Origin of the sequence: Enterococcus sp. DIV2449a, assembly GCF_051711225.1 — a bacterium.
Lineage (GTDB): Bacteria > Bacillota > Bacilli > Lactobacillales > Enterococcaceae > Enterococcus_D > Enterococcus_D casseliflavus.
Map to the genome: position 1 here is coordinate 667,965 of NZ_JBIOME010000001.1, position 20,761 is coordinate 688,725.

The 20,761-nt window shown below is 44.6% G+C and carries 19 protein-coding genes; 14 read left to right on the forward strand and 5 right to left on the reverse strand.

The window, feature by feature from the left end; translation table 11 throughout:
* The first annotated feature begins 9 nt into the window (after positions 1-9).
* Together IGI76_RS03190 and nagB are read left to right on the forward strand one after the other, a co-directional pair.
* Positions 10-612, forward strand: coding sequence for a LysM peptidoglycan-binding domain-containing protein (locus IGI76_RS03190; RefSeq protein ID WP_005225170.1), 603 nt, complete (start codon positions 10-12; stop codon positions 610-612).
* 154 nt (positions 613-766) lie between these two features.
* Positions 767-1,468, forward strand: coding sequence for a glucosamine-6-phosphate deaminase (gene nagB / locus IGI76_RS03195; protein ID WP_005225171.1), 702 nt, complete (start codon positions 767-769; stop codon positions 1,466-1,468).
* On the opposite strand, the gene IGI76_RS03200 is transcribed toward nagB, so the two are convergent.
* The gene (locus IGI76_RS03200) at positions 1,409-1,651 is read right to left on the reverse strand and encodes a hypothetical protein (RefSeq protein WP_438792252.1); all 243 of its coding nucleotides are present in this window, start codon (positions 1,649-1,651) and stop codon (positions 1,409-1,411) included. The genes nagB and IGI76_RS03200 overlap by 60 nt on opposite strands.
* A gap of 49 nt (positions 1,652-1,700) precedes the next feature.
* Between IGI76_RS03200 and IGI76_RS03205 the strand changes: the two genes are divergently transcribed.
* Positions 1,701-2,411, forward strand: coding sequence for an MgtC/SapB family protein (locus IGI76_RS03205; protein WP_034858162.1), 711 nt, complete (start codon positions 1,701-1,703; stop codon positions 2,409-2,411).
* Positions 2,412-2,472: 61 nt separating this feature from the next.
* Here the strand turns inward: IGI76_RS03205 and IGI76_RS03210 are convergent, their stop codons facing one another.
* A complete protein-coding gene (locus tag IGI76_RS03210; protein ID WP_333718977.1) occupies positions 2,473-3,297 on the reverse strand; it encodes a DUF92 domain-containing protein in 825 nt (274 codons plus the stop codon).
* Positions 3,298-3,433: 136 nt separating this feature from the next.
* Here IGI76_RS03210 and IGI76_RS03215 point away from each other — a divergent pair, with 136 nt between their 5' ends.
* The 6 genes from IGI76_RS03215 (at position 3,434) to IGI76_RS03240 (ending at position 11,513) form a co-directional block, all read left to right on the forward strand.
* Positions 3,434-4,741, forward strand: coding sequence for an FAD-dependent oxidoreductase (locus IGI76_RS03215; RefSeq protein WP_438781035.1), 1,308 nt, complete (start codon positions 3,434-3,436; stop codon positions 4,739-4,741).
* Positions 4,731-6,173, forward strand: coding sequence for a helix-turn-helix domain-containing protein (locus IGI76_RS03220; RefSeq protein WP_015509062.1), 1,443 nt, complete (start codon positions 4,731-4,733; stop codon positions 6,171-6,173). Before IGI76_RS03215 ends, IGI76_RS03220 begins: the two co-directional genes overlap by 11 nt.
* Positions 6,174-6,304: 131 nt before the next feature.
* Positions 6,305-7,825, forward strand: coding sequence for a glycerol kinase GlpK (glpK, locus tag IGI76_RS03225; RefSeq protein ID WP_005225176.1), 1,521 nt, complete (start codon positions 6,305-6,307; stop codon positions 7,823-7,825).
* A 3-nt stretch (positions 7,826-7,828) separates the two neighbouring features.
* Positions 7,829-9,658: a type 1 glycerol-3-phosphate oxidase gene (gene glpO / locus IGI76_RS03230; RefSeq protein WP_333718978.1), complete on the forward strand. Its 1,830-nt coding sequence runs from the start codon at positions 7,829-7,831 to the stop codon at positions 9,656-9,658.
* Positions 9,651-10,367 carry an MIP/aquaporin family protein gene (locus IGI76_RS03235; RefSeq protein WP_005225178.1) on the forward strand — a complete coding sequence of 239 codons (717 nt, stop codon included), beginning with the start codon at positions 9,651-9,653 and terminating at the stop codon, positions 10,365-10,367. The genes glpO and IGI76_RS03235 overlap by 8 nt, the downstream gene beginning before the upstream one ends.
* Positions 10,368-10,457: 90 nt before the next feature.
* Positions 10,458-11,513, forward strand: coding sequence for an alpha/beta hydrolase (locus IGI76_RS03240; protein ID WP_438781038.1), 1,056 nt, complete (start codon positions 10,458-10,460; stop codon positions 11,511-11,513).
* Positions 11,514-11,572: 59 nt separating this feature from the next.
* On the opposite strand, the gene nrdF is transcribed toward IGI76_RS03240, so the two are convergent.
* The 3 genes from nrdF to nrdH all read right to left on the reverse strand — a co-directional run bounded on the left by nrdF (position 11,573) and on the right by nrdH (position 15,117).
* Positions 11,573-12,538, reverse strand: coding sequence for a class 1b ribonucleoside-diphosphate reductase subunit beta (nrdF, locus tag IGI76_RS03245; RefSeq protein WP_005225180.1), 966 nt, complete (start codon positions 12,536-12,538; stop codon positions 11,573-11,575).
* A 97-nt stretch (positions 12,539-12,635) separates the two neighbouring features.
* Positions 12,636-14,795, reverse strand: a complete 2,160-nt coding sequence (gene nrdE / locus IGI76_RS03250) for a class 1b ribonucleoside-diphosphate reductase subunit alpha (RefSeq protein ID WP_005225181.1) — start codon at positions 14,793-14,795, stop codon at positions 12,636-12,638.
* 97 nt (positions 14,796-14,892) lie between these two features.
* The gene (gene nrdH, locus IGI76_RS03255; protein WP_005225182.1) at positions 14,893-15,117 is read right to left on the reverse strand and encodes a glutaredoxin-like protein NrdH; all 225 of its coding nucleotides are present in this window, start codon (positions 15,115-15,117) and stop codon (positions 14,893-14,895) included.
* A 356-nt stretch (positions 15,118-15,473) separates the two neighbouring features.
* On the opposite strand from nrdH, the gene IGI76_RS03260 reads away from it, so the two are divergent.
* The 5 genes from IGI76_RS03260 (at position 15,474) to IGI76_RS03280 (ending at position 20,580) form a co-directional block, all read left to right on the forward strand.
* Positions 15,474-15,941 carry a FeoA family protein gene (locus tag IGI76_RS03260; RefSeq protein WP_201691510.1) on the forward strand — a complete coding sequence of 156 codons (468 nt, stop codon included), beginning with the start codon at positions 15,474-15,476 and terminating at the stop codon, positions 15,939-15,941.
* The gene (gene feoB, locus IGI76_RS03265) at positions 15,941-18,079 is read left to right on the forward strand and encodes a ferrous iron transport protein B (RefSeq protein ID WP_201691512.1); all 2,139 of its coding nucleotides are present in this window, start codon (positions 15,941-15,943) and stop codon (positions 18,077-18,079) included. Before IGI76_RS03260 ends, feoB begins: the two co-directional genes overlap by 1 nt.
* A complete protein-coding gene (locus tag IGI76_RS03270; RefSeq protein WP_010747544.1) occupies positions 18,076-18,207 on the forward strand; it encodes a hypothetical protein in 132 nt (43 codons plus the stop codon). Before feoB ends, IGI76_RS03270 begins: the two co-directional genes overlap by 4 nt.
* Before the next feature lie 260 nt (positions 18,208-18,467).
* Positions 18,468-19,733: a CapA family protein gene (locus IGI76_RS03275; RefSeq protein WP_201691514.1), complete on the forward strand. Its 1,266-nt coding sequence runs from the start codon at positions 18,468-18,470 to the stop codon at positions 19,731-19,733.
* A gap of 232 nt (positions 19,734-19,965) precedes the next feature.
* On the forward strand, positions 19,966-20,580 hold the full coding sequence (locus IGI76_RS03280; protein WP_074934499.1) for a transcriptional regulator: 615 nt from the start codon (positions 19,966-19,968) through the stop codon (positions 20,578-20,580).
* Positions 20,581-20,761: the final 181 nt, after the last annotated feature.

The following is a 20,761-nucleotide window of genomic DNA, read 5'->3' on the forward strand; positions in this document are numbered from 1 at the left end:
TTTTTTCATTTGAAAAAATTTGCATTTACAGTTGTTGCAGGATTTGGTTTATTCGTTGGCGGAACAGTTGTTTCAGCAGCAGAACAAACCCATGTTGTCAAACCAGGAGACACTCTATCTGGGATCGCTGCTACTTATCAAACAACGGTCGAAGACCTTTTAGCTTTAAATGATTCGATCGAAAATCCAAATATGATTTTTGATGGCGAAACATTGTTGGTTTCTAACGATGGCCAATCAGTAGAAAACAAAGAAACAAGTACGAAAGAAAGCACAGAAAAAAGTGAATCCACAGCGACTGCTAACGTGAGTCAAACCCGTTCAAGCGTTCCTGGTGCTGGTTCTGGTGTCTTGAATCCAGTGGATGGGATCAATTACTTCAATGGTGTGAGAGAATCGTACTACTCACAAAAAGTCTTGCCAGGAGGCGGATTGAATATCCCTGGTCGCCATGTAGCATCAGACGGAACCATCCGTGATGCCGATGGGTACATCGTTGTTGCCAGTGATAATCAACCGAAAGGATCGACTGGTCAATCATCTTTAGGTGCCTATAAAGTCTATGACACAGGTGTCGGTCATAGCGGTATTGATGTTTATACAAATTGGTAAACAAGTAGAATACGAGTAGAGACGAGCGCATTTTAGAGCTCGTCTTTTTTTTGATCGGCGAGAAAAAATCGTCATCTGGTCTAGACTAATTATTGTAATCAAACACAACCTGTGGTATTATTGGACTATACCAAATAGAAACGGAGCGCTGATCATGGAAATTATTCGCGTTAAAGATGCTGCTCAAGGCGGAAAGAAAGCTTTTGAATTGATTCAAGAAGGTATGGCAAATGGCGCCAAGGTGCTAGGCTTAGCAACAGGAAGCACGCCAGAGACCCTTTATGCAGAAATGACTGCCAGTGAAGTTGATTTTTCAGAAATGACTTCAGTCAACTTAGATGAATACGTAGGACTAGGCGGCGAAGACGAACAAAGCTATCGCTACTTCATGAATGCTCATTTATTCAATAAAAAACCATTCAAAGAAACCTTCGTACCAAACGGCAAAGCGGAAGACTTAGAAGCAGAATGCCAACGCTACGATAGCGTGATTGCGGATCACCCAGTTGATATCCAAATCTTGGGTATCGGTCAAAACGGACATATCGGCTTCAACGAACCTGGTGCATCTTTTGAAGGAACGACCTCAGTCGTTGATTTGACTGAATCAACCATCAATGCCAACAAACGCTACTTTGATAAAGTCGAAGACGTCCCAACGACGGCAATTTCAATGGGAATCGGTTCGATCATGCAAAGCAAAAAAATCATTTTGATGGCATTTGGCGAAGTCAAAGCGGATGCGATCCAAAAAATGATTGAAGGACCCGTAACCAACGAATTACCGGCTTCTGTTTTACAAAAGCATGATGACGTGATCGTGATCATCGATGAGGCTGCTGCCAGCAACCTGTAAAACAAAATCAGCCCTTTTCAGAAATAAGTCAGAAGGAAAAATGAGCCATCCTCGCAGCTTCCCCTTGCGCTTGTGCAGTAGCGCCAGCGCAGCTGCGAGCAATGGTTTGTAGCTTACTTGCTTATTTTCTGAGGGGGCTTTTTTTATTTGACTGATTCGGTGCTGTTTTTTTCTTTTTTTCATCAGAGATGCTATAGTTAAAAGAGAGAATACGAAGAAAAGAGGGATGCCAATGGTTGATATGCATTTATCCATTCCTGAAGTAGCGCTGAGATTGCTGCTGGCAATGATCATGGGAGGAGCGATTGGGTACGAGCGGCAATACAAAAGCCGACCAGCTGGTCTTAGAACCCACATCTTGGTTTGCATGGGGGCTTGTGTCATTGCTTTGATCCAAGTGGAGATCGCCACAGGTGCCATGCGAGATGCGCTGGATCATCCAGATTTAGCGGGCGTGATTCGTTCAGACGAAGCACGATTGATCGCCCAAGTCGTCAGCGGGGTCGGTTTTCTAGGCGCCGGAACGATCATTGTGACGAAGCGCTCGGTGACGGGGTTGACGACGGCTGCTTCCTTATGGGCGATCGCAGGTTTAGGAATTGCCATCGGGATGGGCTTTTACACCATCGCATTAAGCAGTTTTATCGGGATCTTCTTTGCATTGACGATCGTTAAGCGGATCGTCCGCGTACCGACAGCAAAAAAATTAGAGATCCAGTACATCCATCGCACCGAGACCAAAGAGTTTTTGACGGAGTACTTCCAAGAGAAAAATATCGTGATCGAAGATGTCAATTTTGATGTCAAATTCATGGAAGACTATCGCATTTATACCAACATTTATACGATTGATCTCCCCCGAGGGCTAGGCTTTTCTGAAGTGATCGAAGAATTGTCTGTCTACAAAAATGTCACGAAGATCCGCTTAGTGGATATTGCTTAATCGGTATTGAGTCAAAAAGCAGCAAGACACCTCACATTAGTGACGTGCTTTGCTGCTTTTTTTATGATGCGGTAGACATTTTTAAGTAAAAGAAACATACAGTCAAAATAACGATCACTATTGAAGTCAGCAAATTGACCCCTTCATTCGTTACAAAGGAAAGACCGCCGATTTGCTTGGTGGCAACGTCGTGATGGACTTTTTTTTCGGTGTATTGGTGACAGACAGGGCATTGATAGCGCACCTGAATCGTTGCGCCCAGTAAGCTGTCCAAGAGACTACCGCCAAAGCCTAAGGCAGTCAAGGTCAACCAGAGATCAAAGGAGAACGGCTTGCCGTTCAACCATAAGGCTGTTGCGAATAAACCAGTGATGGCGAGACTCCCTGCTAGGGAAGCGGCAGTTCCCAACCAACTGACACCGCCGGAAAGTCCTGGTGGTAATTTTTTTCCCGTAAGTAAGTGACGCGGTTGACTTGGACTTAGCACGCCGATTTCTGAGCCCCAAGTGTCAGCCGTACAGCTAGCGATTCCCGCCACAAATCCCCAAAGGAATAGCGGTTCTTTCGTCCAAAAGGCAAGCAGTAGAGCAAAGATGCTTGGTGTGATGTTCGCAAAGACTTGTTTTGCATCACGGCGAGCACCTTTGGCAAGCACAGCTAACTCTGGCTGACTGCGCATTTTCTTTAAAAGACCAATGATGCCAGAGCTGGCAAAGAAAAAGCCAATCAAAAAGATGCTGTACCACGGACCAAAGCCAATGACCAGTGTGCCGCAAAGAATCGCAGCCAGTGCGCCAGAAACAGTCAGCCACTGAAAGACGAATGCTGCCGCTGCAACGAATGTACTGGCAAACAATCCCAGCATGAATTGATAAAAGAAAACCATTTGAACACTCCTTTGCGTATAGTGTAGCATAGGTCTCATTTATTTTACCGCAGTTAACAAAAAAATAGTCAGCCTGATAGCTTTTTACTCGTCAAATGAGAGCGTTTCATTTAAGCTAAGGGAGAGAGGTGATCCAATGAAAATCATTATCATAGGCGGGTCCTTTGGGGGTGTCAGCTGCGCCCGTGAAGCACGCCGATTATACCCTGACGCAGAGATTTTATTGATAGAAAAAAAAGCCCATCTTGGGTTTGTTCCAAGCGGTTTGTTATTGCTGATCGAAGGCAGGATCGCATCGCTGGAAGAAGCATTCTTTTGTACGAAGGAGCAGCTGGAGGCAGAAACGATCGACGTTGCCTTAGAAGAAACGCTTCTGGAGATTTTTCCTTCGGATCATCGGATTCGAACGGATAAGCGAGAACTAAGTTATGATCGACTCGTCTTGGCAGTAGGCTCCAGTCAAGATTCCACTGTTTTGCCACAACCAGAAGAAGCACTACTGACCTACAAGGAATATGAGGCAGCCAAGCATTTCTTGCAGCAATTGCCCCAAGCAGAGTCGATTACCATCGTAGGTGCTGGTCAAGCGGGGATGGAAGCGGCGAATACCTTGACTGCGATCGGAAAAAAAGTCAGTGTGATCGAATCAATGTCATATCCTTTATTCAAGTACTTTGATCACGATTTTTTGCAGCCCTTTTTAACGGAGATCGAAAAAATCCCCAACTTGCAGCTGCATTGGTCCAAGCCAACTTTGGCAGTCGTTAAAACGGAAACAGGCTTTCGGATCGAAACCGCCGATCAAGGCTATGAAAGCGATCTGGTATTGACGACAGTCAACGTTCATCCTCGCTTGCCAGAGGCATTTGCGGTCTTTGAATTACACAGTGATCAAACCATCTGGACAGATGCCTACTTGGAAACTTCTGCCACGGATATTTTTGCGGTCGGCGATTTGATCCAAATTCCAAATGCTATTACGAAAGACACGGTCTATATGCCCTTAGTCAACAATGCGGTTCGCTCAGGAATCGCAGCAGCTCGTAATCTGGCAAGCAAAACCACCCCGTTTCGTGGCGGATTGCGGACAGTCGGAACGCAACTGTTTGGGTGGTACTTAGCAAGCACCGGCTTGACCGAGTCGGATCGGTTTTTCTTCGAATCTCCGATCGTCTGTCATGCGTTTACTGCCGCCAGTTCCTTGTTTGATCCAACGCAGGTTCATGGAAAAGTGATGATCGAACAAGCCAGCGGCCGAATCGTTGGTGCGCAGCTTTTATCAAAAGCCAATATTTTGGAAAAAATCAATTTACTAGCGTTTGCGATCGAGCAGCAGGCAACGATGGAGGAGTTGACCCAAAAAGACTTTTTCTTCCATCCACGGTTCACTAATGTAATCGACGAAACTTTTCTATGGTCGGGAAGTGATGCCGATGAGACTTGATCAGTTATTAGAAAAAAAAGAAGCAAAGCAATTGCAGCTGCTCAAAAAGCTTTTACTGGTGGGCGGAAAAATGGAACTGCACGAGCTGGCGAGCTATCTTGGCATCAGTAAGCCTTCCTTGGAAAAATATGTGGAGGAGTTGCAAGATGAGCTGGCTCACTACCAAGAGCAGTGTCAGTTGTATTATCGAAAAGGTGTCCTGGTCTTTGAAATGAGTCCCACTTTTTCCCTTAATCAAATCGAATGGGCGTTTTATCGTTCAGCATTGAAATTTCAAATCCTCGAGCATCTTTTGCAGCATCAAGAGGTGACCACTGTCCAGCTGGCACAAAAATTAGCGGTCAGCGAGTCATCCTTGTTTCGCAAAATCAAAGAGCTAAATGGCTTGCTAGCAGAATTCGAGTTAGAGATCTGGCAAGGAAAGCTGATTGGGGAAGAAACGCAAATTCGTTATTTCTATTTTGAACTCTTTTGGTATGTCCATTCTTTCGACAGTCAGCCGCTGCCGATCGATGAAAAATACGTCGGTCTGATCACACGAGGTCTGAACATGACCTTCACGAAAGAAGCCCAACAGCGCTTGTCCCTATGGCTGAGGATCATGAAGGCGCGACTGAAAATTGCTACTCAATCCTTTCAAGTCTTACGGGAGAAAATGGTACCCTACACGAAAGATCCTTTGTTTCAGCAATTACGGGAGTTGGTATTTCGTGGGTTTGGCCATTATGCATTAGAAGTCAGAGAAGAGGAGGCGATGCTGCACTTTGTCTTTTTACTGTCGTTCTCGGTGTTATCCGAACACGATCTGCAAGTGTATATGCTGCAGCGTTCTCGGTTTACGCCAACTGCCTTGACGGATACCTTGATTTTGGAACATATTTTGCATCTCTATCGCCCATCGTTTGTTCCCCGTGAAATCGAAGCCACTTGTTATGGTCACCTGCTGCAGATCCACAGCCGCGTGTATTTTTTCAAAGGGGATGTGGAGGTTTTTGATCGAGAAAATATTTGGCAGTTAGAAGCGCAGCTATCCAGTCGTAACATCCAGCAAATCAGTCACGAACTATTGGATAAGGCTTTAGCAGAGCTTGATATCAAGCCATCTGATAAAAATAGTTTGTTGATGATGACGATGGTCAAATACTTGAGCGTGATCACGATCATCGATTATCAAATCAATCGGGAGTTTCGCGTCGGGATCGCTTTGAAAATGGATGAACTGTTTAAAGAAGCCCTCTACTACATGTGGCTGCTGTATCTCAAAAATTTGAATGGCGTAGTCGTGGAACGCTATCGCCCGGAACAAGAATATGATTTGATCTTGGCAAATTATGCTATCGAGACGAAAACACCGACTTATCGAATCAGTGAACTAGGTACCGCTTATGATCGGGAAACGATCAAAAAAATGATCCGCGAACGCTTTCAATAGTGGATTTCGTCAATTTCTTAGAAATTTGAAAAAAAATTGACGAACCACATTGCGAAAGTTCAGCTAAAATAAAAGCAAGTCAGAAAGCGCTAACAAGAAAAGCGTATAAAAAACTAAAGGGAGCGAATCAAATGGCAGAAAAAAATTATGTAATGGCGATCGACCAAGGAACCACTAGTTCAAGAGCAATTATTTTTGATCGTAACGGGAAAAAAATCGGCAGTTCACAAAAAGAGTTTCCGCAATACTTTCCAAAATCGGGTTGGGTAGAACACAACGCCAATGAAATTTGGAACTCTGTCCAATCAGTCATCGCAGGGGCATTTATTGAATCAGGTATCCGACCAGAAGCAATCGCCGGCATCGGGATCACTAACCAGCGTGAAACGACAGTGGTTTGGGACAAAACGACAGGCCAGCCGATCGCAAATGCAATCGTTTGGCAATCCCGCCAATCTTCACCGATCGCTGACCAATTAAAAGCAGATGGCCATACAGAGATGATTCATGAAAAAACTGGGTTAGTCATTGATGCGTATTTCTCAGCGACCAAGGTGCGCTGGCTTTTAGACAATATCGAAGGGGCACAAGAAAAGGCGGATAATGGCGAGCTACTTTTCGGAACGATCGATTCATGGCTTGTGTGGAAACTGACAGATGGGCAAGTCCATGTCACCGATTACTCCAATGCTAGTCGGACGATGCTTTACAACATTCATAAATTAGAGTGGGATCAAGAAATCTTGGATCTTTTGAACATTCCAAGCTCGATGTTGCCAGAAGTCAAAAGCAACTCAGAAGTCTATGGTCACACCCGCAGCTACCATTTTTACGGCAGTGAAGTACCAATCGCTGGAATGGCTGGGGACCAACAAGCCGCCCTCTTTGGACAAATGGCCTTTGAAAAAGGCATGATCAAAAATACTTACGGCACTGGGGCATTTATCGTCATGAATACGGGTGAAGAACCACAATTGTCTGACAATGACCTACTGACGACCATCGGGTATGGCATCAACGGCAAAGTCTATTATGCCTTAGAAGGAAGTATCTTCGTTGCTGGATCAGCGATCCAATGGCTGCGGGACGGTCTACGAATGATCGAGTCTTCTCCGCAATCAGAAGAGATAGCTGCCAAAGCAAAAGGCGATAATGAAGTGTATGTGGTGCCTGCCTTTACTGGATTGGGCGCACCTTATTGGGATTCAGATGCAAGAGGAGCCGTCTTTGGCTTGACTCGTGGGACGACGAAGGAAGATTTTGTTCGGGCAACACTGCAAGCTGTTGCGTATCAATCAAAAGATGTCATCGACACGATGAAAAAAGATTCTGGCATCGATATCCCATTGCTGAAAGTCGATGGCGGTGCAGCCAAAAACGATTTATTGATGCAGTTCCAAGCGGACATTTTAGACATTGACGTGCAACGAGCTGCGAATCTGGAAACAACCGCATTAGGTGCAGCTTACTTGGCAGGGCTAGCGGTTGGCTTCTGGAAAGACTTGGATGAATTGAAATCAATGGCAGAAGAAGGGCAAATGTTTACACCAGAAATGCCAGCAGAAGAAAGAGACAATTTGTACGAAGGCTGGAAACAAGCGGTGGCAGCTACTCAGACCTTCAAATTCAAAGCGAAGAAAGAAGGCGAGTAAGCCATGACCTTTTCACATAAAGATCGGAAGCAAACCATTCAAGAAGCGGCAAAGACCACCTATGATGTATTGATCATCGGTGGTGGGATCACTGGCGCGGGGGTTGCTGTTCAAACCGCAGCCGCTGGGATGAAGACGGTTCTTTTGGAAATGCAGGATTTTGCCGAAGGAACGTCTTCGCGGTCCACCAAACTCGTTCATGGTGGTATTCGCTATTTGAAAACCTTTGACGTGGAAGTGGTCGCTGACACCGTGCGGGAGCGGGCGATCGTGCAGCAAATTGCTCCGCATATCCCGAAACCAGATCCAATGCTTTTGCCAATCTATGATGAACCAGGGGCAACCTTCTCCTTGTTTTCTGTCAAAGTGGCGATGGATCTTTATGATCGCTTAGCGAATGTGACAGGCAGTAAATACGAAAATTATCTGCTGACGAAAGAAGAGGTCTTAGAACGCGAACCTCAGCTGCAGGCGGAAAACTTAGTCGGTGGCGGTGTCTATCTTGATTTTCGCAACAACGATGCCCGCTTGGTGATCGAAAACATCAAACGAGCACAAGCCGATGGGGCAGCAATGATCAGTAAAGCCAAAGTCGTCGGCATCTTACATGATGAGCAAGGCATCATCAATGGGGTAGAAGTGGAGGATCAACTGACAAACGAGCGCTTTGAGGTTCACGCCAAAGTCGTGATCAACACGACAGGCCCTTGGTCAGACATCGTTCGTCAATTAGACAAGAATGATGAGTTGCCGCCACAAATGCGTCCGACGAAAGGTGTCCATTTAGTGGTCGATCGGGAAAAACTAAAAGTGCCGCAACCAACCTATTTTGATACTGGGAAAAATGATGGTCGGATGGTTTTCGTGGTACCAAGAGAAAATAAGACCTATTTTGGCACAACCGATACGGATTATACAGGCGATTTCGCCCATCCAACGGTCACGCAAGAAGATGTTGATTATCTACTGACCATCGTGAATGAACGCTTCCCTCACGCTCAGATCACCCTTGATGATATCGAAGCGAGCTGGGCAGGATTGCGTCCGTTGATTGTGAATAATGGCGGGTCTGATTACAATGGCGGCGGTAAAGGCAAACTATCGGATGAAAGCTTTGAGCAGATCGTTGAAAGCGTCAAAGAGTATCTTGAAGATGAGCGGCAGCGACCAGTCGTAGAAAAAGCTGTAAAACAAGCACAAGAACGAGTAGAAGCCAGCAAAGTGGATCCATCGCAAGTTTCTCGCGGCAGCAGTTTGGAACGCTCAAAAGACGGACTATTGACGTTGGCAGGGGGAAAAATCACCGATTATCGCTTGATGGCGGAAGGAGCAGTCAAACGGATCAATGAATTGCTCCAAGAAAGCGGTGCATCCTTCGAGTTGGTGGATTCAACCACGTACCCAGTTTCTGGTGGTGAGCTTGATGCAGCCAATGTAGAGGAAGAATTAGCGAAGCTGGCTGACCAAGCGCAAGCCGCTGGATTCGATGAAGCAGCTGCGACGTATTTGGCTCATCTTTATGGGTCGAATCTTCCCCAAGTGTTGAACTACAAGACGAAGTTTGAGGGCTTAGATGAAAAAGAAAGTACGGCCTTGAACTATTCCTTGCATGAAGAAATGGTTCTGACGCCTGTCGATTATCTATTGCGTCGGACCAACCATATCCTATTTATGCGAGACACCTTAGATGAAGTCAAAGCCGGTGTCGTTGCAGCTATGACCGACTTCTTTGGCTGGAGCGAGGAAGAAAAAGCAGCCCATGTAGCAGAATTGAACCAAGTGATCGCAGAATCAGATTTAGCAGCCTTAAAAGGAGGAAAAAAAGATGAATGAAACAACCCAGATCTTTAGTGAATTTCTAGGAACGGCTATTTTGGTTTTGTTAGGGGATGGTGTGTGTGCGGCTGTCAATCTGAAAAAGAGTAAAGCAGAAGCCTCTGGCTGGATCGTGATCGCAATGGGCTGGGCGACAGCGGTAACGATTGCCGTTTACGTTTCAGGGTACATGGGACCTGCTCACTTGAATCCAGCCGTTACATTAGGCATGGCGATGACGGGGAATTTTTCTTGGAGCTTGGCTGTACCGTTTATGCTGGCACAAATTGCTGGTGCGATCGTAGGGGCGATCCTCGTTTGGCTCAACTACTTGCCATTATGGGATGAAACAAAAGACCAAGGCGCGATTTTAGGCACCTTTGCAACAGGGCCTGCGGTTCGTAATTTAGTATCGAATACCATCACTGAAGTGATTGGTACCTTTGTCTTAGTCTTTGGCTTATTGGCTTTTGGTGCCAATACCTTTACGGATGGATTAAATCCCATCGTCGTTGGGATCTTGATCTTAGCGATCGGGCTGTCGCTTGGTGGACCAACAGGCTATGCCATCAATCCGGCACGGGACTTAGGACCACGGATCGCTCACCAAATCTTGCCAATCAAAAACAAAGGGACTTCCGATTGGGGCTATGCGTTAGTACCAATCATCGGTCCAATGATCGGGGCAGCGATCGCAGCTGGTTTGTTTATGATGTTGCCATTATAAACGATGTTATTTTAAGGATGATGCCTATTGGTATCATCCTTTTTTAATCTTTAGCAATTGTCATTGAGTTTGCTAAAAAAACATGGTTAAATGAAAAAGCTGAAACAGAACGAAGGAAGGAGCTTTTACTTGAAAAAAATTCTGTGCTTTTTCATGTGGGTGGCGATGGTCCTGATCGGACTCTTAGCTGCCGTTTTTCTGGCTTTTCAACTCTCCCCACGACCGGGGGCTTTTTTGATCGGTCATCTGTTTAACCAAGAAGTGACCATCAAGGATGAGGCAGCTTATCAAAAAAGTTTGCCGAATGTGACGGTCAAACAGGACTTGACGTATCAATCGGATTATCAACGTAGTACCTTTGATCTATATTATCCCAAAGAGGCACAAGGCCCTGTTCCAGTCATTTTTTGGGTCCATGGGGGCGGCTATGTCGGCGGAGACAAAGAAGGGGTCAAAGAGTTTGCGACCTATGTCGTCGATGAAACCAAAGCCGCTGTGATTTCGATTAATTATGAATGGGCACCAAGTCTGCATTATCCTGGACAGGTCAAACAATTAGCCCAAGCGGTAGACTCGATCAAAGCAGATGCCCAAGCATACCCCATGCTGGATTTCGATCAACTCTTCTTCGGCGGGGATTCTGCAGGAGCCCAAATCGCTGGGCAATATGTGGCGCTGCAAACCAATCCAGCGTATGCGAAGGAAATGTCCTTTGATCAAGACATTCCTGCATCGGCCCTGAAAGGGTTTATTTCCTATTGCGGACCGCTTGATTTGAAGCAGATCGCTGGGACTTCTTCAGATGATCGCTTTATGAAATTCTTTGTCAAAACGGTGGCTTGGTCGTTATTAGGAAAAAAAGAATGGCAAGATAGTCCCCATCTGCAGGAGATCTCACTGGTGGATAAATTGACGGCTGATTTTCCACCAACGTATATCACGGATGGCAATGCTTATTCCTTTGAAGACCAAGGCATTGCCTTTGCCAACCAGCTGCAAGCTCTTGATATTCCCGTGACGAGTCGCTTTTACAAAGGGGATTCGGAAACGGTGACCCACGAATACCAATTTGATTATAGCTTGCCCCAAGCACAGGCCTGTTTGACAGAAACGTTGACCTTTATCAAAGACCAGTTGGCTCACTAAAAAACACCTTGTTTCTCACCCTCAATCGGCGAGAAACAAGGTGTTTATTTGTCAGCAGATCAATCAAGTCCGATGAAGTAGTCATCGTCTTTCATCGCTTCTACGGAACCAAGCAGATACCCGTTCCCAACTTGTGAGAAGAAGTCGTGGTTGCTGGTACCAGTTGAAATACCGTTCATGACGATTGGATTGACATCGTTGGCGGTATCTGGGAAAAGCGGGTCTTGTCCTAGATTCATCAAAGCCTTATTGGCATTGTAACGCAAGAAGGTTTTGACTTCTTCGGTCCAGCCGATCTCATCGTATAATTCTTCGGTATAACGCTCTTCATTTTCATACAACTCATACAACAAGTCGTACATCCAGTCTTTCAGCTTTTGCTGTTCGTCTTCTGGTAATTCGTTGAAACCTAATTGGAATTTGTAGCCGATATACGTGCCATGAACGGATTCGTCACGAATGATCAATTTGATGATCTCCGCTACGTTCGCTAGTTTGTTATTGCCTAAGTAGTAAAGGGGTGTATAGAAACCTGAATAGAATAAGAAGGTCTCTAGAAATACACTGGCGATTTTTTTCTCTAGCGGTGTGCCATTTTTGTAGATCTCATTGATTCGTTCGGCTTTCTTTTGCAAATATGGATTGGTGTTGGTCCATTCAAAAATATCAGCGATCTCCGCTTTTGTATTCAGGGTGCTGAAAATCGATGAATAGCTTTTTGCATGGACAGATTCCATAAATTGGATGTTGTTCAAGACCGCTTCTTCGTGTGGGGTGCGGACATCTTTACGCAGTTGATCCATACCGCTTTCTGATTGAACGGTATCTAATAAAGTCAAGCCGCCAAAGACGTAGCCCACCGTTGTTTTTTCTAATGGTGATAGCGTCCGCCAGTCATCAAGGTCATTTGATAAAGGGATCCGCGTATCTAACCAGAATTGTTCTGTTAATTTTTCCCAAGTGGATTTATCGATGATATCTTCGATCTCATTCCAGTTGATTGCTTCATAGTAAGTCTTACCCATAGTCGGTTCCTCCAATAATCGTATCAAGACAACAGCCGACCCGCTGTCAAGAAAGAGCAGGGGCAGGCGGTTGGTTCGTTTTCAGGCAAAAGTTGGATTAGATGACGCAGCTTTCACATTGGTTGCTGCCGATCTCTTCTGCATCATCTGTAAAGGTCCGTACATAGTAGATCGATTTGATGCCTTTGTGGAAAGCGTAGTGACGCAAAATGTTCAAATCACGCGTGGTTTGTTTTGTCGTTTCTTTCCATTCGTAAAGACCTTCTGGAATATCTGAACGCATAAACAAGGTCATACTCATCCCTTGATCGACGTGTTTTTGAGCAGTTGCGTAAACATCGATCACTTTGCGCATATCCATATCGTAGGCTGATTTGTAGTAGCCGATCGTCTCATTGCTCAAGTAAGGTGCTGGATAGTAGATCTTGCCGATTTTCTTTTCTTGGCGTTCTTCGATCATCCGAGTGATTGGGTGGATGCTGGCACTCGTATCATTGATATAAGAGATCGAACCATTTGGTGCAACGGCTAGGCGGTTTTGGTGATACAAGCCGGTTTCTTTGACGGTTTGTGCCAAGGCTGCCCAATCTTCACCAGTTGGTAAAAAGACACCTTCGAACAATGCTTTGACTTTTTCCGATTTTGGTTGGTAGTCACCTTGGATATAATCGGTGAAGTAGCTGCCGTCTGCATACGCTGATTTTTCAAAGTTATGGAAAACTTCGCCTTTTTCTTTGGCGATGGCATTGCTTTCAACCAATGTCCAATAGTTCAACAACATGAAATAAAGATCAGTAAATTCAAGGGATTCTGGTGAACCATATTCCATTTGATTTTTTGCAAAATAGGTATGCAAGCCCATTGCGCCTAAACCGATCGTGTGGTTCAAGGCATTCCCATTTTGGATCGATGGTACTACGTCAATGTCAGACGCATCAGTAACAAAGGTCAAGGCACGAGTCATTGCTCGAACAGATTTCCCAAAGTCAGGGCTGTCCATCAAGTTCACGATATTGGTGGAACCTAAGTTACAGCTGATATCTGTTCCTAAAACTTCGTATTCTTGTTTGCCGTTGATCTCAGATGGTGCTTGGACTTGAAGGATCTCGGAACAAAGATTACTCATGATGATCTTGCCATCGATTGGGTTGCTGCGGTTTGCTGTATCGATATTGATGATATAAGGATAACCAGATTCTTGCTGCAATTTAGAAATTTCGTTTTCTAGATCACGGGCTCTGATTTTGGTTTTGCGAATCCGTGGGTTCATGACTAAGTTGTCGTATTCCTTGGTGATATCGACATAAGAGAAGGGCACGCCATATTCTTTTTCGACACTGTAGGGACTAAAGAGATACATCTCTTCATTTTTACGCGTCAATTCGTAGAATTTGTCAGGTACGATCACGCCTAATGATAAGGTTTTGACACGGATTTTTTCATCCGCATTTTCTTTTTTCGCTGATAAAAAGCTGATGATGTCTGGGTGGAAGACGTTCAAGTAGACCACGCCAGCCCCTTGCCGTTGCCCCAATTGGTTTGAGTAGCTGAAGCTATCTTCAAACAATTTCATTACAGGCATCACACCACTTGCTGCCCCTTCGTAGCCTTTGATAGGCGCGCCGGCTTCCCGCAAGTTTGATAACGTGATCCCGACACCGCCGCCGATCCGTGAAAGTTGCAGCGCGGAGTTGATCCCACGACCGATCGCGTTCATGTCATCAGTGATTTGGATCAAGAAACAAGAAACCAACTCACCGCGACGTTTGCGTCCTGCATTCAAGAAAGAAGGGGTTGCTGGTTGGTAACGTTGGTAGATCATTTCATCTGCCAAGCTCATTGCTAACTCTTCATTGCCATCCGCAAAGTAAAGGGCGTTGAAAGCGACCCGATCTTCGTAACGTTCTAGATACGCGGTACCATCATTCGTTTTTAATGCGTATTGTGAATAAAACTTGTAAGCAGCCATAAATGATTTGAAAGTAAAGTGTTGCTCATCTAAGAATTGATACAATTGCTCAATAAAGGCAGGGCGATACTTTTTGATAAATTCTTCTTCTAAATAATCATTTTCAATCAAATAATTGATTTTGTCCATTGCAGTCGCAAAGGTTAAGGTATTTGGTTCAACGTTTTCTTTAAAGAATGCCGCTAAGGCTTCTTTGTCTTTATTTAATGGAATTTGACCATCTACTGGACGGTTGATCTCATTATTCAATTTGAAATAACTGACATCTTTGATTTCTTTCAAGCTCATAAATGGCTAACCTCTTTTCTTGTTTTGTTCGTATAAAAAAGGACTTGCGGTCTGGACGACTGACAAATCCCTCAAAAGCATCACATTGAGAAAAATCTTAGCTCGCTAATTGACGTAGTTGATCTGGACGGAAACCGATGATCGTTTGCGCATCAGAGGTAATGACTGGCACACTTTGGAATCCTTGTTCTTTCAAAAATTCTAATGCTTCAGGCTCATTATCAATATTGATTTCTTCAAATGCAATCTGATTTTCACTTAAAAAGCGTTTCGCCATTTTACATTGCATGCAGTTGTTTTTAGAAAATAGTTTGATATTCATAATTGTTTCCTCCGAGTTGTAATAGTTATAAACCTAGTATAAATAAGTCTCGGAGAAAGTCAACGAAAAAACACTATATCTTGTGCTTGTGAATTCGACATACACAATTTATAGTGTTTCTGTGTTTTTTATGCAAGGGGAAAAAGCGGAAATACTTAGAATTACAAGGTTTTTGCGTAATTAATACAGGGGATATGCAATCAAAATGAGTAAAAAAAAACCGTATTGTGAAGGAAGATTCAAAGTGAGGCCCAAAACAGATTGACTTCTTATGGAAATGGCTCTATTATAATGATAATCATTCTCAATTAAAGTAGGTTAATTATAACAACACTTCACAAAAGGAGTAAGAAGCAATGAAAATGGCGCAAACTCGGGCTTCTGGAACATACAAAATCGACTCGTTGGCAACCACCAAAGAAATCACGGCTCATTTAAATGATCTTGGTATTCGCACGGGCGTTGAAATCGTTGTGGTACAAAAAGATCGCAAAGGCGGCATCGTTTTACACCAAGGGACGCGGATCGCTTTAGATGAACGGGTCATGGAACAAATCGATGTCACAGAAACCCAGCAGCAAACCATCATTACCTCTTTGGATCAGCTGCAAGTCGGTGAAAGCGGGAAGGTCAATCAGATCGCCGCCAAAGGTGCGGTGCGCCGTCGATTGATGGATATGGGGCTTACGAAAAACGTCTATTTGGAAGTGGTGAAGCTGGCTCCTTTGGGTGATCCGATGGAGATTCGGCTCCGCGGCTATGAGTTGTCTTTGAGAAAGCAAGAAGCAGCGTTGGTTTTTGTCGAAAAAGGAGTCGAAGCGTAATGACCTATCACTTTGCATTAGCAGGAAATCCCAATAGCGGGAAAACGAGTACCTTCAATCAATTGACCGGTGCCAAACAAACAGTGGGGAATTGGCCAGGCGTTACCGTGGAACGAAAAGCGGGACGACTGCGAAAAGACCGACAAGTATTGATCCAAGATCTACCAGGGATCTATTCCTTGTCGCCGTACACACCAGAAGAACTGATTTCTCGCAATTATTTGATGGAAGCATCATTGGACGCGGTGATCAATATTATCGATGGAACCAACCTGGAGCGCAACCTGTATCTAACATTGCAATTATTAGAAATGAATGTCCCGACTGTGGCAGCCATCAACATGATCGACCTATTAAAGAAAAAAGGCTTGCAGATCAATTTCGAAAAGCTAGCTTACGGTCTAGGGATTCCCGTAGTTGGCATCAGTGCTTTGAAGCAACGCGGCTTAACCAAAATGATCGAGGCAGCGAAGCATGTAGCCAATACACAACCGTTTCCTCCCCGCTACGATGCTCGTCTAGAAGCTGGCTTGACCGAGATCATGGCGATTTTGCCAGAGACGATCCCTCAGCAGCAAAAACGCTGGTTTGCCATAAAACTCTTCGAAAAAGATGAAGCGATTCAGACGATGTGTAAACTGACTGATTCCCAGCAGGCAGTCCTTCAGGAGACGATTTCGATTTTAGAGCTGATCTTTAAAGACAGCAGTGACGCCATTCTCGTCAATGAGCGCTATGGCTTCATTGAAGAATTGTTGGCGCTGGCAGTCATCAAGGAAACAGATCAGCACTTAGCCTTCAGCGACAAAATCGATCGCGTGTTGACCCATCGCGTATTGGCACTACCGATTTTTGCCTTCATTATGTGGGGAATCTACTATTTATCGATTCAGACGATTGGTACGATTGGTACTGATTGGGTCAATGATGTATTATTTGGCAGCTGGATTCCCGAAACAGCAGCGCACTGGCTAGAACAGCTGCAAGTCGCCCAGTGGCTGCAAGAACTGATTTTAGACGGCATCGTGGCAGGGGTCGGTGCGGTCTTAGGCTTTTTGCCGCAGATCTTCGTGCTGTTTTTTTGTTTGGCTATCTTGGAGGACTGCGGATACATGGCACGGGTGGCATTTGTCATGGATCGCCTGTTTCGCAAGTTTGGTCTATCTGGCAAGTCGTTTATCCCCATGTTGATCGCTACCGGTTGCGGGGTGCCGGGGGTGATGGCAAGCCGAACGATTGAAAATGAAAAGGATCGTCGGTTGACGGTGATGGTCACGACCTTCATGCCATGTTCTGCCAAATTGCCGATCATCGCATTGATTTCAGGAGCCTTTTTCCCTCAGTATAGTTGGGTCGCCCCATCGGCCTATTTTGTCGGCATGGGTGCTGTGATTTTTTCAGGGATCGTCTTGAAAAAAACGCCTTTATTTGCAGGTGATCTGGCACCATTTATTATGGAACTGCCAGCGTATCACTTGCCGCAGCTCACAACGATTTTGAAAAGTGCCTGTGATCGAGCCATTGCTTTTGTGAAAAAAGCCGGGACGATAATTTTTGTGGCTTGTATCTTTGTCTGGTTTACCTCCAGCTACAGCTTTGCCTTGCAGCGGGTCACAGAAGACCAAAGCATTTTGGCCTTTTTCGGACGATTTTTGGCGCCGCTTTTCGCTCCCCTAGGCTGGGGAACCTGGCGAGGCGCCGTGGCGACGATCACTGGCTTGGTAGCCAAAGAAAATGTGATCGGTACCTTTGGGATCCTCTACGGACAAACCGGGGAGTTGTCAGAAAGCGGGACGGAGATTTGGCAAGTGTTGCGCGGCGATTACACTGCTGTGGCCGCATACTCTTTTCTCGTCTTTAATTTACTATGTGCCCCTTGTTTTGCTGCTATCGGTGCGATCCACCGTGAAATGGGGGACAGCAAGTGGACGTGGTTAGCCATTGGCTATCAATGCGGCTTGGCATACTGCGCCAGCTTGTTGGTCTACCAATTCGGGCACGTCGTCTTTGAAGGCGGACACCTCACGCTGGGTGTTTTCGCGGCAATCCTCATTGCTGGGCTATTGGTATTTGCTCTGTTGAAGAAACCATTCCGAGGGAGTGCACCCTTGGTCCAAGTCGTAGGAGGCGAAAAATGATTGCTACAATAATTCTAAGCGGCCTGATTTTTGGCTATGGCACCCGTGTAGTGTACCGCATGGTGAAAAAGGATCATTGTTCTGATTGTCATAGCAGTTGTCCCGTGAAGCATGAGGAAGCAAAGTAGAAAATAGCTTCAGGAAGCAAAAATTTCTGAGGTCAGAGCTACTATAGAAAAGAATAAAAGAAGCGAATAAAACAGTTCGATCACGATCGGGCTGTTTTTTTATTCTTTACAAAACGACCTATTAAAGGAATCTCAAATATAGTATAATTATTTAATAAAAAGATATTATTTAGTGAGGTTCGCAGGAAAGGGAGCAGGGAATCTCGTTAGAACGTAAACGAAGATAGGTTTTTGATAAAGCAGAGTGAAAGGGTGAGGGCATGAGACAACAACGAAGACGGGAGCGTCAGAAACACCAGCGGATCATTGTGGGGGTAAGTACAGCGTTGCTGGCAATCATACTTGGAGTGATTTATCTAGTGATTCAAGTGACAAGCATCCCCGAACAGCGTCATACAGCAGAAACGACAAAGGCAACAAAGCCAATGCAAGAAACGAGTAGTTCTACCGAAACAAAGCCAGCAGTAAAAACCATCACAGTGACAGCTAGTGGCGATATGCTTTATCATACACCTGTTTATTTAAGCGCTTACGATGGGAAGCGTTATGATTTTGACAATGATTTTGAGCAAGTCAAACCGCTGATTGCATCGGCGGACCTTGCTTTAGGTGATTTTGAAGGAACCATCAATCCTAATAAACCGCTTGGCGGTTTTCCCTTATTCAACGCCCCTATCGATGCTGTTGCCAGTATCAAAGACGCGGGCTTTGATGTGATTGATCTTGCCCATAACCATATTTTAGATACAGGGATCGAAGGAATCAAAACAACGGCGGCTGCTTTTCACGACCAAGGCTTGGCAACGATTGGTGTCACGGTCGACAATAGCGGAATCCTGGTCAAAGAAGTCAACGGGATTAAAGTTGCTCTCTTGGCCTATGCCTATGGCTTCAATGGCCTCGAAGAAAGCTTAACTCAAGCAGAGTATGACACCTATTTGAAAGACTTGTCGTTAGATAAAGTGGAAGCAGAAATCAAAGAAGCGGAAAGCTTGGCGGATATCACCATCGTGATGCCTCAGTCTGGTGTCGAGTATTCTTTAGAACCAACGGAAGAACAACAAACTGTTTATCGGAAGATGATCGATTTTGGTGCTGATATTATCTTCGGCGGCCATCCGCATGTAGCAGAACCAACCGAAATCATCGAAAAGGACGGTGAAAAGAAATTTATCATTTATTCAATGGGAAACTTATTGTCGAATCAACGTTATGAAACCGTCAATAACAACTATTGGACCGAACGAGGCGTCATCCCAGAAGTTGAAATCTCCAAAGAAGGGCAGCGGACCTATTTAAGCAAGATTGCCATGCATCCGACTTGGGTGTCCAAAGAACCGATCCCTGATCGTACCTATTATGATCCAGAATACGGCGTCTTGCAGGCCTTTGATTTTCAAGTCTACCTTGCCGAAGATTATCTGCCAGATGGGCAATATGCCAAAAATGTCCCTGAAGAAAAACGCCAGCGGATCGAAACCGCCTACCATGAAATGCTGGAGCTGTTGGATTTGAAGTGGGAGTAGTGAGGACAAGAAAGCAATCTGGCTAACAGGTTGCTTTTTTATTGGCTATCGAAGAGTATGAACCATGAAATGAAAGTCAATCTATTTTTTAAAACATGACACCAGATCACCATTTATGAACAAAAAATGACACCTCAAGCTGATAAAAATAAGTAATAATGTCAACATAAAGTATTCAGAAATCATTTCCAACTCATTTCTGAATAAATAAGAAAGGAAAGTAGGGTGTATCATGAGAATTATCATATTGACGAAAAATATATCATATGAGATTGATTTGCAGCGGGAGCTGCAGATTTTGAGCCATGAAGTGTTCGTGGGCAGAAGTACCGAAGAGGAGGAATGGTTGATAGAAAGTGCCAAGTTATTTGACTGTTTATTTGTCAGTGAAACAATTGCTGATCCAGAATTTTTATTGCTCAATCAGACATTGGCTCCTTATTATCAACAGCGGATCGTTCGAATCTTGCCAGGGAATGACGAACAAGAAGCGATATTGGAAAAAGCGGAAAATGCGACCTATCTTAATCGGTCATTTGTCGAGTTGAGAGAATTTTTGGCGGCTTTGCCACCAAATACTCGCAAGTTAGAAAAGGCATCAGTAACGAAGGAATCGTTCCCTAAATTTCTTAGTCTGCAAGAACAGATCTTTTTCAATAATCTAGCAGAAGAGCAATTTATCAACCGAGAGGACCTTTGCTGGAAAATTTGGGGCAACGGCGGCACGAATTCCCGAAAATCGCAGCTATCGATTTTGGCGAAACGAATCAATGAGAAATTAGATGAATACGACTATACTGAAAAACGCGTCCGTACCGCTTGGGGCAAAGGATATATCTTGCAATAAAAAAGCTAAAAATGGGTTTAACTTTTTATGCCTGATAAATAGGCCTTCAGGTAGATTTGCCTATCTTGTAGAAACGACTCTGTGTTCAAAGCGAGTCGTTTTTTATATAAGTATATTAGCAATAAATGAAGAAGGTTATGGAAAAATATGATAATGCTTTTTTTTAGTGATAAAATAGAGA